A 12,352-nucleotide genomic window follows, 5' to 3' on the forward strand; every position below is an offset into this window, starting at 1 on the left:
AGGCCAGGCCGTGTCCGCCCGGTGGAAAACAGCCCGACCGGCAACCCGGACATGGCCCGGAAGACGCCCTCGCCGGCTATGGCGTCCAGCCACCGGCGGGAAGGGTGTCGCCGTCAATTGAAAGCAGGTAGGACCTGAGGTTGGCCCGTTTTTTCTTGATTCCCAGTTTTCTTCGAATGGCGTATCGGACCGCCTCGATGGTTCGGGTGGACAGCCCCAGTATGACCGCAATCTCTTTGGTGGTCTTTCCCGCCTTTACCAGGTTGGCCACCTGGATTTCGGTGGGGGTGAAGTTCAGGTAGTGCCGTGACATGCGGCGGGTCAGCGGCGAAATAATTTCATCGAGGTTGGACTCCACGAGGTTGAGGTATACCTGCTGCCGGTCATCCAGCCGGCTTGCCTTGAGCTTCTCCAGATACGGGGTGATCAGGCTCTTGGCATTGGCCAGGATTTTCTCTTCAACTTCCATTCGATCCGCCTCACGCTTCCGCAAAAGCACCTCCAGGGCGGTATTGACCTCCGACAGGCTCTCGGTTCTCTGTTTCAGTTCCTTCTCCCTGGCTTTCAAGGCTGCCGCTGCATCCATCTCCTTGGTGATATCCAGGATGATGCCGTTAAAAAACAACTGATCGTCGGTTTCATCGGTGACCGCGACGGAAATGATATGCAGCCATCGCCAGCCGTTGCCCGAACGGCCGCGGATGCGGACGGTCTCGTCCAGTCGGTGGGAGTCGAGCAGCCCCTGCCCGGCCGCCAGCAGGTTGTCCCTGTCATCCGGATGGATAAGATTGAGCCAGGATTGAAAATCGACGACCCGTGTGCGGTCAACCATTTCCCCAATCGAAGGGCTGATAAGAATCTGCCTGGGCTGGCATGGGTTATCCGGGTCGTGGCGCAGGCGGAAGAGCACAAAGTTGGATGCGCTTTCTATCAAGGATCGCAGGTGACACTCATTTTCTCTGAGCGCGGCCTCCGCCGTTACCTGTACATCGATATCCCTAACCACCGTCACCCGGACCTCACGCCCGCCGATCAGGACCGTCTTTCCCTGTATCATCACATGGAACCGGGTCCCGTCTTTTCTCACCGCAACGGCATGGTACGGTGATTCACAGCCGGAAAGGTTCTTTTCTCTGACCCGGGACTGGTATTCCGGTGCAATGACGTCGGTCGCGTAGGTCCCGATCAACGCCTTGCGGGGAACACCGAACATGGTGGAAGCGGTAAGATTGGCATCGATGCAGATCCCCTTGATGCTGATGAAGACCGCTTCGAAGGTGACCGTGGAAAGGGCCCGCAGTCGCTGACGGTTCTCTTCCAGTTCGGTTTTCGTGCGAATCAGGCTGCTGGCATCATGGATCTGGACAATGTAATAGCGGGCGGCACCGGCTTTATCGGCGAGCACGGAAAGAGAGAGCTGCCCCCTGACCGTTTCACCGCTCCGGTGCCGGCATTCAAGGGGAATCTGGGAATGGCCTGATTGGTCCGCCCGGATGACTGCGGATAATTTTTCCAGCCGGCGCCACTGATCCGGCGACACGAGGGCATCCAGCCGGGTGTTCAGAAGTGCCTTTTCGGAATACCCAAGCATGGCGCACAATGCCGGGTTGACCCGGACAAAACGGCCGTCGGGGAGGATGACGGCCGACCCGATGCCCGCATGGTCGAACAACGCACGAAAGAGCGCCTCGTGATCCTGAATCAACTCATTCAACGAAGGCGCCCGCGGGCCATGCCCGGAAGACCGTTGTCTCCCTTTCCGCTTCTGCGGACTGGATTCAGAAATGGTTGTCGTGGGTGAATTCATGGGGTTCACGGCGTTTGGGGGCACCACCGACCTTGGCGGGATACCCCAAGGGAATCAAGGTGACCAGTTCGTGCCCGGCCGGGACGTTGACCGCCGCAGCGGCGCGATCATGGTCGAACAGTCCGACGATGACCGTGCCCAGTCCCAGATGGTGGGCCATGAGACAGAGATTTTGCGTGGCCAGCCCCAGGTCATACATCATCCAGTCGCCGAACTTGGTGGTCTGCAGATCCTTGTAGTAGCCGGATATTCCGGTTCTGGCGCACATGGCCAGCAGCACCGGTGCATCCACGATGGCTTTGACGGCCGGGTTTCCCTTGGGGGGAAGGCTGGCCTGGAGCTGTTCCTTAACCGCCTGATCCCTCACCACCACCACTTCCCAGCACTGGCAGTTGGTCCAGGACGGTGCCCATCGAACGGCTTCCAGAAGTCGATCCACCAGTTCCTCGGGCACATCCCGTTCGTCGTATTTGCGAATACTTCTCCTGCCTTTGATGATCTCCATCAAATCTGCCATCGGATCGACTCCTTTCATTGGATATTGAACTGGCCCGACTCGATATAGGGAACGTCCTCGACATCGATCGCCCGGACGATGGCCTGGTTGAGCCGTTTCTTCATCTCCCCCACCACGGGGCGCCGTTTGTTGACCGTCCCGGCAAAGGCCATGGTTTCCGCCATCAACGTTTCGACGGGGCAGGCCTTGTGCACGATATGATGCGCCACGCATTGATCGGCGGTGAGCCGGGCACCGGTGTATTCCATGTACTCGACCATGTACATGGGCATGGCCTTTCTCAGCAGTGCATTCATGCCCGGCAGGAAGGGGATTCCCAGATCCACTTCGGGAAAGCAGAAAAAACCGCGGTCCGACCGCATGAAGCGGAAATCGAAGGCACAGCACATGATCGCACCGCCGGCGAAGGCGTGACCGGAAATGGCGGCGACCGTTACCAGGGGATAGGTGGCGATACGCTTGAACAGGCGATTGAGCAGATAGAAAAAATCTTTGGCCCGGGCAATATCGTTGCCCTGAATGACCGGTACCAGCCACTCCAGGTCGATACCATTGGAGAAAATCTTTTCATGGGAGGATGTCACCACCAGGGTGGTGGCCTCGGTGGTGCGCTCGATCTCGTCGAGGGCAGCCAGGTAGGCATTGAGAAAATCCGGATTGAAACGATTCTCCCCGTCATTGAGGGTAATCGTGGCCACATGCGCATCTACCGCGTACTCCACCTGTGTCATGGTCTGCTCCTTGAAATGCGTCCAACGCTGGTTTTGGATTGGTGTCGGTCCCCCAGGACCGTGCCGCCTGGCGGCGGTCTGATTTTATGTCCTGCGGGCAGAGTTGGGGGGGTTATAGCAAGGCCGGACGGGTGCTGCAAGGAAAACAAGACGCCGGATTGCTCACCGTCCGGCAAAATAACGTGTGATGTCGGGCCGCGGAACCGCGCCTGAGGGAGGATAAAAAAAAAAGGCGACCTGCGCCGGGTCGCCTTTTGGATGGGAACGGTCCGGGTCGATCAGGAACAGCAGGAGCCCTTGGTGCCGCAGCTGGTGCAGCCGGCGCCAAAGTCGATGCCGCAGTCCAGTTTAAAGCCGTACTGGTGGAAATCCACCTTGATGGGCTGGGCTTTTTCCATGAATTCGGTATTGACGATGAATTGGAATCCGTCGATGTCGAACGTGGTGTCCGTGTCGGCAAGCTCATCCAGAGCCATGGCCAGGCCGGGACCCCCTCAGCCGCCTTCGTTGAGGAAAATACGGATCGGTTTGACTTCTTTTCCCTTGAAGTATTCGGCAATCTGCTGAACTGCCGGTTGTGTGACCTCGAGCATGATACCCTCCTTGGATATAAAAAATCGGTCCTGAACGGCTCAGCACCGGAAACCGCCAAGTGGTTTCAGCCGTGCAACTTAACCATGTCCATCAGGTTTGTCAATCTTAATTCCAGATGCTATCGGTCAGGAATATAACCGTTCCGATTTCATCCGGTTTCCGGGAGAAAAGCATTGGGGAGGAAGCTGCTATCGACCGGGGACGCGGGCAGGCCCTACCCCACCCTGGCCGTCAGGCAACGGGTGTAGACGTCCAGGTGCGCCGCCGAGAACAGCATAAAAATAACCTTTTCCGGCACCTCATGGGCTTCCAGGAACCCGGCGCAGACGTCCACGGCAATTTTGCAGGCCTCGTCAATGGGGTAGCCATAGACACCGCAGCTGATAGCGGGAAACGCCAGGGTCCTGAGTCCGTGATCCCTGGCCAGGGTCAGGCTGCAGGCATAGCAGGAGGCCAGCAGGCGGCTGTCTTCCGGCCGGCCCCGGTATACCGGGCCAACCGTGTGGATCACCCGGCCGGCCGGCAGCCGGTAGCCCCGGGTGAGGCGGGCTTCCCCGGTGGGACAGCCGCCGAGGGTCCGGCATTCGGCCAGCAGCTCGGGCCCCGCGGCCCGATGAATCGCCCCGTCCACACCGCCGCCGCCCAGCAGCGATGTGTTGGCGGCATTGACGATGGCATCCACACTCAGGCCGGTGATATCTCCCTGCCTGGCTTCCAGTCGGTCTTTCAAGTTTGCCGGGTTCATTGGGTTCATTGGGTTTGTTGGGTTTGTTGGGTAATAATCTCGGCTTACAGGTCGTAGAGGGTCTCATCGCGCCGGGGCGCCGGCCGGGCGGCGACGCCGGCGCGGCCTTTTTTCTCGGGAAACAGGAACGGATCCTCCCCTTCCAGCAAGTCCCCCATCTCTGCCTCCACCTGCTCCGGGTCCTCACCGCGCTCCATTCGCCGCAGGGCTTCTTCCATCCCGGCGCCCAGTTCCATGCCGGTCATGTCGGTGAGTTTGCGCATGATATTGGCCGCCTGGCGCGGATCGTCCTCGTTGATCCGGTCCGCTTCCCCGGCCAGCATCTGCATGGCTTTTTCCATTTTCCCCTCGTCAACGGGCAGGTCGTCCCCCTCACCGGCCTCCCGGGCCCGGCCGGTGAAGGCAAAGGCGGACATCTGCCGCTCCAGCGTGCGGGTTCTGCACGCCGGACATTTGGGTTTTTTGGATGTGTTGATGGTTCTGGAAAAAAAATTGAACAGGGTGTTGCAGTCCGGGCAATAAAATTCATAGATGGGCATGGTTTCTCCACAATCGGCTCTGCTTGGATGCTAACGGCTTGTTAATGCATGGAAAGGGTAGCGACGTCATGATCCGAATAATAGGACGCCCGCCCCATGATGTCAACGGTTCCGAAACCGATGTCGGCACGCCGTTGAGGATTAAATAAATTTCAGGAAATCAGGTTGTTGAACCGCCGCCGGCTATTGATGGCCCACCGGTGGGAACCGGTTGACTTGATACCGGCCTTCTGCTATGGCAGCGTCGAACCGGAACCGGCGGGAAAAAGCGGCTGGCACGAGCTGGCACCGGATGCCGGTTCGCTGATCAGACCAACACAATGGGGCCGACCAGGGCTGACGGGTCCCGAAACCCGATGAAAGGAAACCGAACATGGAAAGAACATTATCAATCGTCAAGCCGGACGGCGTGGCCAAGGGGGTTATCGGCGAAGTGGTCAAACGGCTGGAGGCCAATGCGCTCAAGGTCGTGGCCATGAAAATGATCCACATGACCAAGGCCCAGGCCGAAGGCTTTTACGCCGTGCATCGCGAACGCCCCTTTTTCGGCAGCCTGACCGACTTCATGTCTTCCGGACCGGCGGTGGTCATGGTCCTTGAGGGAGAAAACGCCATAGCCCGCTACCGGGAGCTCATGGGCGCCACCAATTACAAGGAGGCCGCCGAGGGCACCATCCGGCGTGATTTTGCCACCGACATCGAAAAAAACGTGGTCCATGGCTCCGACGCCCCGGAAACCGCGGCCTTTGAGATCGGCTACTTCTTCAATGCCTTTGAAATCAACGCCCGATGACCGTCGGTATCACCCGCGAGAACATCACCATCGTCCTGCAGCGGCCCCGGTATCCGGAAAATATCGGGTCCGCGGCACGGGCCATGTGCAACATGGGGTTCACCCGCCTGATCGTGGTGGCCCCGGAGCGCTGGGACGAAGAGCGGATCCGCCGTCTGTCGACCCACACCGCAGGAACGGTCGTGGACCGGATCCGGCGTTTCGATTCCCTGGACGAGGCCCTGGCGCCATTTGGCCACGTGGTCGGCACCACCGCCCGGCTGGGTGGGCAGCGCCCGGTGCTCAAATCCCCTGAAGCCCTGGCAGAAAAGCTCATTCCCCTTTCCAGAAACAACCCGGTGGCCATCCTTTTCGGCCCCGAAGACCGCGGACTCACCAACGACGACCTGAAACACTGCCATCAACTGGTCAACATCCCCACGGTGGCGTTTACCTCACTGAACCTGGCCCAGGCGGTCATGGTGGTCTGCTACTGCCTCTCCACCGCCGCCCTGAGCGATCCGCCGGCCTTTGCCCCCCGCCTGGCCAAGCGCATCGAACTGGACCAGATGTACGACGAGCTCACGGCGGCCCTGGTTCACATCGGATACGTGCGGCCGGACAACCCCGACTACTGGATGACCCGCATCCGCCGGTTCCTGGCCCGGCTCTCGCTGCGAGCCGGTGAAACCGCCATCATCCGCGGAATCTGCCGGCAGATCCATCGCTACGGGGACCGGCGCTATGCCGACGGCCTGAAAGACGGCGGCAAGGACTGAAGGGTCTTGCGATCGTTTACGGTTTACCGTTACCGGTTCACAGTTAAGGGAAATCGGCGGGAACTGTGAACCGGTAACCGGCAACGGCAAACCGTAAAAAGATACCGGCTATTCCTTCCAGACACCCCCACAGCCAACAACGATTCCATGCTCCAGATACAAACGGTGGGTCGTACAGGCGGGTATTTCTTTTTTGTGGTGGGAGACGAAGATCAGGCCGGTGGCCCCCCTGGCGGCGATGTGCGTCACCAGATCCAGCACCCGGCGTCGGTTTTCCGCGTCCAGACCGGCACAGGGCTCGTCCAGGATCAGGAGCTGTGGAGATTTCACCACGGCCCGGAGAATCAGGACCAGCTGGCGCTGCCCCTGGGAGAGTTGGTTGAAGGGGGCGTGGCCGAGGGATGAAATCCCCACCTGCGCCAGCCACCCCCGGGCGGTTTCGATCTGCCCGGAATCAGGGTGCCGATAAAGCCCCACCGAATCGAAAAATCCGGAACAGACCACATCCAGGACCGACATCCGCTTCTGGTACCCGGCGGCCAGGTCGTGGCTCACCACGCCGAGCCGTTCCCGGATCTCCCACAAGGACTGGTCGGTGCCTCGACCCCGGCCGAACAGGCGGATCCGGTTGCCGTACACCTGCAGGCATTCGCCGGTGATCAATTTGAGAATCGTGGATTTCCCGGCGCCGTTGGGGCCGGTAACCGCCCAATGCTGCCCGGCCTTCACGACCCAGGTCAAACGGTCCAGCACCGTGGTTTCACCGTAGCGAACGGTCACCGCCTGCATATCGATCAGGGTTTCGGATGAAAGCGGTCTGTGCTCCCCGGGATGCGCCCGGCATCGGATCGGGCGGTCCGGCGCCCCGTCGGCCGACAGGCCGGCTGCCGTGGGGACGGCGGCATGAAGGGGCCGCGCCACCGGCCCGGCAGAGGCAATCCGCCCCTGCTCGACAGTCAGCAGGTGGGTGCAGGCGGCGGGCACCTCCTCGTGCCGGTGGGTGACCAGGATCATGGGCAGGCCAGCGATCGCCAGCCCGTCGAGCATGTCCCTGAGATCCTTCCGGCCCCAACGGTCCAGGCCCTCATAGGGCTCATCGAGAATCAGCATCCTGGGCCGCCGCATCAGTGCACGGGCAACCAGCACCCGGCTCATCTCACCGGTGGAAACGGCCAGAACCGGTTTGTCCATCAGGGGGGCCAGCCCCAGCCGCCCGGCAACGTCGGCCAGCCGATCCGCCATGTCAGCCGGGGGGATGCAGTCGCCAGCCTGGGGGCCGATCAGTTCGCGGACGGTGGTGGCGTCACCGAACCGGCCGGCGAAGCCTCTCGCGTGGTCGAGAACGCTTTCACGGCGCCAGATGTCCCGACGGGCGTCACTGGCCACATAGGCGATGGCGTCGACGGGAGGGATGCCGTCAAAGGCATGGTAGCAAATGTTTCCCTGAACGACCGGCAGGAGGCCGGCGACGGCCTTGGCCAGGGTGGTCTTGCCCGCCCCGTTGGGGCCGGTGACCACCCACTGCTCGCCGGCGTTGATGCGCCACGACGAACCGTCGAGCAGCCAGCGATCCCGGAGCCTGACGGCGATACCATCGACGGTGATCAGCGGTGTGGTCATAACCTAACCCGGATAAACCGGAGAGGACAACGTGCAAGTAATCCTTAAAATAACAAGCTGCAAATCTCAAAAAAATTCCAAATTGCAACACCCAAATCTCAAATAAGATACAATCCAACAGTTGACTGTGATTGTGATTGTTCCAGTTTTGATAACTGGAATGTCCTCGCTACAAGATTATTAGGTTTGGAATGTTGAATTCGGCTATTTTATCAATGGTCGTCGCGTAAGTACCGGACCACGGCGTCTCCCACGTCCCGCGTGCCCACCGCCGGGCCGCCGGCGGCGATGTCGGGCGTCCGGATGCCCGCTTCCAGCACCCGGGCCACGGCCGATTCAACCGCATTGGCCGCATCGGCCCGATTCAGGCTGTAACGCAGCATCATGGCGGCGGAAAGAATCTGGGCGATGGGATTGGCAATGCCCTTGCCGGCGATATCCGGGGCGCTGCCGCCGGCCGGCTCGTAAAGGCCGAAGCCGCTTTCACTGATGCTGGCCGAGGGAAGCAGCCCCATGGAACCGGTAATCATGGCGCACTCGTCGGAGATAATGTCCCCGAACATATTGCCGCACAGCAGCACGTCGAACTGGTGGGGATCTTTGACCAGCTGCATGGTCGCGTTGTCCACGTAAATGTGGCTCAGGCTCACATCGGGGTAGTCCCTGGCCGTTTCGACCACCACTTCGCGCCACAGCACCATGGTGGTGAGAACGTTGGCCTTGTCCACCGAGGCCACCCGCCTGCTTCTCAGCCGGGCCGCATCGAAAGCGGCCCGTGCGATGCGTTCGATCTCACGACGGGTGTAAACCATGGTGTCGAAGGCGCGCTCGTCGGGCCCGCTGCCCTCCCGTCCCTTGGGCTGACCGAAATAAATGTCGCCGGTCAGTTCCCGGACACACAGGAGGTCGAAGCCGTCCCGTACAATGTCCGGATGCAGGGGGCTGGCAGCGGCCAGGGCAGGAAATACCTTTGCCGGGCGAAGGTTGCAGAACAGGTTGAAATGCTTGCGCAGGGGCAAAAGGGCGCCGCGCTCGGGCTGCTGCGCCGGCGGCAGGCCTTCCCACTTGGGCCCGCCGACGGAGCCGAAGAGGATGGCGTCGCTGGCCTCGCACAATCGCAGGGTGTCATCGGGAAGCGCCTGACCGTGCCGGTCGATGGCGATACCGCCGACATCGGCGGGGGTGGTTGCCAGTTGACAGTCAAACTTCTCCTGAACCGCCTCAAGCACCTTCAGGGCCTGCGCCATGACTTCCGGGCCAATGCCGTCTCCAGCCAGAACTGCGATTTTAAACATTTGCAACCATCCAGATTCATTTAAAATGTTAGTAAGCGGCGGCGATCATAAAAGGTTGCCCCCGGTTTGTCAACCACCGGGAGACACCAGCCGGTCAGCGTGCAGGCGATTCGGATCCGGAAAGACGGCCGCTCCGTCTGCCGGCGAAGGCCGGCGAATGGAAACCGACGGAACCCATCAGACGCTATTGGGCGGATTGCTGGCGCCGTTTTTTCAAAAGCCAGTCGATGGCATCGGCCGGATCGGGCGGTTCCTGTGAAGAAGCCGTCACAACGGTGGCCGGCGGCACCGGGGCGGCGGTCGCGGGTACGGCCGGGGCGGCCGCCGGGAAGGTCAGGTCCGGCGGCCGGGGGGGCATGCGCAGCATCAGGTCGGCGGCCGGGGCGGCAGTCGCCGCATCGGCAATGTCCTCCGGGTCCGGGGTCTCCTCGACGGCCGGGGCGGAGACGGGAAAATAGGTGAGGTAGGTATCGCGGACCCATGTGGCGGCCATGTCTTTCCACCGATCCGGTGCCATATAGAAGCCGGTGCCCAGCGCCAGCATGGCCGCCACGGCAGCCAGGATGGGTTTGGCGTCAAACCCTTGCCAGCGCTCTTTCTGGATCGGCCGGTAGGGTTTCCTGGGTGCCGGTGCGCGGATATTGTTTTCCGTCTCCGCAGGCGGCTCGTCAACAGTGAAGGATATGCGTTCACGGCACTGGCTGACAATCTTTCGGCTGATGGTCCGGCGGGTCACCTGGTAGGCAAAAAACATGGCCAGATCGCAGATGATGTTGATCTGCCTGGGAAATCCGCTGGAGAATTCGTAGACTTCTTCCATGGCCGCGCTGGAGAATATTTCGTATCCGGCGCCCGCAGTCTTGAGGCGGTGGCGGATATAGGCGCTGGTTTCGGACGGGTCCAGCGGATCCAGGTTGTAGGTAATGGTGATGCGGCGCATCAGGGCCCGGTTTTCCGGCTGCAGGAGAATGCTGTTGAATTCATTCTGCCCCACGAAAAAGATATTGAGCAGTTTGGCATCCTGCCGCTCGAGGTTGGACAGCAGCCGGATCTCCTCCATGAGGTCGTGCTTGAGCCGCTGGGCTTCGTCGATGAGCAGCAGAACCGATTTTTTTTCTTTGTGGGCATCGTTGAGAAAACGGCTGAACGGCTCCAGGAAATCGCTCTTGGTTCTCACTTCGATGGGAAGCCCGAAATATCGGGAGACCATGCGGTAAAAGTCGTATTTGCTGAGCCCCGGGTCGGGAATTTTCGCCGTGTAGGCCTTGTCCTGGATGTCTTCAACGAGCCGGTTGATCAAGGTGGTCTTGCCGGTGCCGACATCGCCGGTCAACAGCAAGAACCCCTTGTTGTCCATCACCCCGTATTTAAGGGTGGAAAGGGCCTCGCGGTGCTTGGGTCCCATCCACAGGAAACTGGGATCCGTGGTGATCTGGAAGGGTTTTTTCTTCAGGCCGTAGAATTCTTCGTACATGGTCGGTTCCGTTTCGGCGGTTCAGGGGCGAAACACCGCTGCGATGGCATCGGCCACCGGATTGAACTTTCTCTCGGGCGCGGATTCGGATTCGTCGGCCGTGGCGGACGGCGTGTATGACTTAACGCATTTATACTGTTCCCACCCCTTCACCGTTTCATCCAGGTCCACCGTTTTCCATTTGGGGTGGCCGTTGAATCGCAGCCACTCCAGATTGTCACTCATCAGCCGGGCGACATTCCCGATGGTATTGCAGTGGTGGTTGCGGAAATCATAGGCGACCAGGACGGCCTTGACCGACACCGTATCCACGTCGGCCGCCTGCCAGGGGTAGGTACCGGAGGGAATCCGGGATGCCGGGTAAAATGCGCGGATGCCGTCGTCGGTCAGGGAAACCAGGTGCAGACCGTCTGCCGCCGATACATCCAGCGCCAGCCGCTCCACCGGAGCGCCGTCGACGATGATCATGGCATCGATGCTGCCCGACTGGAGTGCTGCCATCGCCGGGGCATGGCCAATGGCAATCATCTGGCGGGGCAGAACCCCCGAGATCTCGAAAAGCAGCCGGCTGGTCAGATAGGTGCCGCTCTCCACATGGCCGATGGCCACCCGCTTGCCCTGCAGGTCGCTGAATCTGTGGATCGCCGTGGTGCCCAGGATGTGGACCTCCTGGTCGTACAGGGGGAACACCCACTTGATTTTATCAGCGATCAGTTTGAGCCGCGGGTCACTCCTGACCTTGGCCACAAAGGCCAGCACGTCGGACTGCACCAGGCCCAGGTGATTGCCGGGGCGCTGGTATACGGCGTAGATGTTTTCGACGGATCCGCTTGAATTGAAAACGGACAGGTGAACGCGGCTCCGCTGGACCAGAGTCTTTAAATCCATACCGATCTGGTGGGCAGTGCTTTTCACGTCGCCGGTAATGATGCCCAGAAAGCCCCGTCCGTCCTCGGCGGCCGCCGCGGGCATGGCGCAGGCCGGCAGCATCACGATTATCACCCACGCCGCTATGAATGTGTGTTTATTCATCGACCTGCCTCGTTACCGGGGTTTCATTGCCGGTGGAAGGATCTCCTGTCACGACCAGGTTGTCCCGGTGGCGCAGGCACCGAACGGACTGGGTTCAGCTGGGATTCGGATTGGTTATGATAGAAGAGTCCAAAACCGGAGTCAACACCAAAACAGGCGCTCCGGCACCGGGGCCGGCAAGCGGGCGGGCGGTCGATTCAGGGCCGCGGATCTTCCCGGCCGGCCTGGTCATCCATGGCCTGGCGGGCGTTGACGGCCGCCGGGTCGCTGCATGAATCGGAAAGGCTGCACCCGGTACATCCGCAGGTGCACCCGTCCTTCTGTTTGAAGTCCCGGTAAAAAAGTCGCCCCACGTAAACGGCGGCAGTGACGACGATCAAAATGACGATGGTGGTTTCCATGGTTCCTGCCCCTGACGAGCTTGCGAAGCGTCAACTGTTCCGGTTC

Annotated in this window: 13 protein-coding genes; 2 read left to right on the plus strand and 11 right to left on the minus strand. The window is 60.6% G+C overall.

All coding sequences use genetic code 11. The annotated features are described in order from the left end of the window. Positions 1-76: 76 nt before the first annotated feature. The 6 genes from DSCA_RS08265 to DSCA_RS08290 all read right to left on the minus strand — a co-directional run bounded on the left by DSCA_RS08265 (position 77) and on the right by DSCA_RS08290 (position 4,933). Positions 77-1,714, minus strand: a complete 1,638-nt coding sequence (locus tag DSCA_RS08265; RefSeq protein ID WP_167527668.1) for a PAS domain S-box protein — start codon at positions 1,712-1,714, stop codon at positions 77-79. Between the two features lie 64 nt (positions 1,715-1,778). Then, entirely contained in the window at positions 1,779-2,324 is a 546-nt protein-coding gene (locus DSCA_RS08270; RefSeq protein WP_155315978.1) for a nitroreductase family protein, read from the minus strand. A 14-nt stretch (positions 2,325-2,338) separates the two neighbouring features. Beyond that, positions 2,339-3,055 (minus strand): enoyl-CoA hydratase/isomerase family protein, encoded by a 717-nt coding sequence (locus DSCA_RS08275; protein ID WP_155315979.1) that lies wholly within the window; start codon positions 3,053-3,055, stop codon positions 2,339-2,341. A 278-nt stretch (positions 3,056-3,333) separates the two neighbouring features. Next, on the minus strand, positions 3,334-3,531 hold the full coding sequence (locus DSCA_RS32475; protein WP_155315980.1) for a hypothetical protein: 198 nt from the start codon (positions 3,529-3,531) through the stop codon (positions 3,334-3,336). A gap of 332 nt (positions 3,532-3,863) precedes the next feature. Next, positions 3,864-4,394 carry an O-acetyl-ADP-ribose deacetylase gene (locus DSCA_RS08285; RefSeq protein WP_155315981.1) on the minus strand — a complete coding sequence of 177 codons (531 nt, stop codon included), beginning with the start codon at positions 4,392-4,394 and terminating at the stop codon, positions 3,864-3,866. 44 nt (positions 4,395-4,438) lie between these two features. Next, the gene (locus DSCA_RS08290) at positions 4,439-4,933 is read right to left on the minus strand and encodes an FmdB family zinc ribbon protein (protein ID WP_155315982.1); all 495 of its coding nucleotides are present in this window, start codon (positions 4,931-4,933) and stop codon (positions 4,439-4,441) included. Positions 4,934-5,306: 373 nt separating this feature from the next. Here DSCA_RS08290 and ndk point away from each other — a divergent pair, with 373 nt between their 5' ends. Continuing rightward, the gene (gene ndk, locus DSCA_RS08295; RefSeq protein WP_155315983.1) at positions 5,307-5,726 is read left to right on the plus strand and encodes a nucleoside-diphosphate kinase; all 420 of its coding nucleotides are present in this window, start codon (positions 5,307-5,309) and stop codon (positions 5,724-5,726) included. Continuing rightward, positions 5,723-6,484: an RNA methyltransferase gene (locus DSCA_RS08300; RefSeq protein ID WP_155315984.1), complete on the plus strand. Its 762-nt coding sequence runs from the start codon at positions 5,723-5,725 to the stop codon at positions 6,482-6,484. The genes ndk and DSCA_RS08300 overlap by 4 nt, the downstream gene beginning before the upstream one ends. Positions 6,485-6,592: 108 nt before the next feature. Here DSCA_RS08300 and DSCA_RS08305 read toward each other — a convergent pair whose 3' ends face one another. The 5 genes from DSCA_RS08305 to DSCA_RS08325 all read right to left on the minus strand — a co-directional run bounded on the left by DSCA_RS08305 (position 6,593) and on the right by DSCA_RS08325 (position 12,306). After that, positions 6,593-8,104, minus strand: a complete 1,512-nt coding sequence (locus DSCA_RS08305) for an ATP-binding cassette domain-containing protein (RefSeq protein WP_155315985.1) — start codon at positions 8,102-8,104, stop codon at positions 6,593-6,595. A gap of 212 nt (positions 8,105-8,316) precedes the next feature. Beyond that, on the minus strand, positions 8,317-9,399 hold the full coding sequence (gene leuB / locus DSCA_RS08310; RefSeq protein WP_155315986.1) for a 3-isopropylmalate dehydrogenase: 1,083 nt from the start codon (positions 9,397-9,399) through the stop codon (positions 8,317-8,319). A gap of 184 nt (positions 9,400-9,583) precedes the next feature. Then, the gene (locus DSCA_RS08315; protein WP_155315987.1) at positions 9,584-10,873 is read right to left on the minus strand and encodes an ExeA family protein; all 1,290 of its coding nucleotides are present in this window, start codon (positions 10,871-10,873) and stop codon (positions 9,584-9,586) included. A gap of 21 nt (positions 10,874-10,894) precedes the next feature. After that, positions 10,895-11,905, minus strand: a complete 1,011-nt coding sequence (locus tag DSCA_RS08320) for a TAXI family TRAP transporter solute-binding subunit (RefSeq protein ID WP_155315988.1) — start codon at positions 11,903-11,905, stop codon at positions 10,895-10,897. A gap of 197 nt (positions 11,906-12,102) precedes the next feature. Beyond that, positions 12,103-12,306 (minus strand): FeoB-associated Cys-rich membrane protein, encoded by a 204-nt coding sequence (locus DSCA_RS08325; RefSeq protein WP_155315989.1) that lies wholly within the window; start codon positions 12,304-12,306, stop codon positions 12,103-12,105. Between the last annotated feature and the right edge of the window lie 46 nt (positions 12,307-12,352).

The organism is Desulfosarcina alkanivorans, assembly GCF_009688945.1.
Taxonomy (GTDB): Bacteria; Desulfobacterota; Desulfobacteria; order Desulfobacterales; family Desulfosarcinaceae; genus Desulfosarcina; species Desulfosarcina alkanivorans.

Bases quoted from the DNA above. Each gene is read 5' to 3' on its own strand.
- DSCA_RS08270 (WP_155315978.1), bottom strand. From the start codon at position 2,324: ATGGCAGATTTGATGGAGATCATCAAAGGCAGGAGAAGTATTCGCAAA.
- DSCA_RS08275 (WP_155315979.1), bottom strand. From the start codon at position 3,055: ATGACACAGGTGGAGTACGCGGTAGATGCGCATGTGGCCACGATTACC.
- DSCA_RS32475 (WP_155315980.1), bottom strand. From the start codon at position 3,531: ATGGCTCTGGATGAGCTTGCCGACACGGACACCACGTTCGACATCGAC.
- DSCA_RS08285 (WP_155315981.1), bottom strand. From the start codon at position 4,394: ATGAACCCGGCAAACTTGAAAGACCGACTGGAAGCCAGGCAGGGAGAT.
- DSCA_RS08290 (WP_155315982.1), bottom strand. From the start codon at position 4,933: ATGCCCATCTATGAATTTTATTGCCCGGACTGCAACACCCTGTTCAAT.
- ndk (WP_155315983.1), top strand. From the start codon at position 5,307: ATGGAAAGAACATTATCAATCGTCAAGCCGGACGGCGTGGCCAAGGGG.
- DSCA_RS08300 (WP_155315984.1), top strand. From the start codon at position 5,723: ATGACCGTCGGTATCACCCGCGAGAACATCACCATCGTCCTGCAGCGG.
- DSCA_RS08305 (WP_155315985.1), bottom strand. From the start codon at position 8,104: ATGACCACACCGCTGATCACCGTCGATGGTATCGCCGTCAGGCTCCGG.
- leuB (WP_155315986.1), bottom strand. From the start codon at position 9,399: ATGTTTAAAATCGCAGTTCTGGCTGGAGACGGCATTGGCCCGGAAGTC.
- DSCA_RS08315 (WP_155315987.1), bottom strand. From the start codon at position 10,873: ATGTACGAAGAATTCTACGGCCTGAAGAAAAAACCCTTCCAGATCACC.
- DSCA_RS08320 (WP_155315988.1), bottom strand. From the start codon at position 11,905: ATGAATAAACACACATTCATAGCGGCGTGGGTGATAATCGTGATGCTG.
- DSCA_RS08325 (WP_155315989.1), bottom strand. From the start codon at position 12,306: ATGGAAACCACCATCGTCATTTTGATCGTCGTCACTGCCGCCGTTTAC.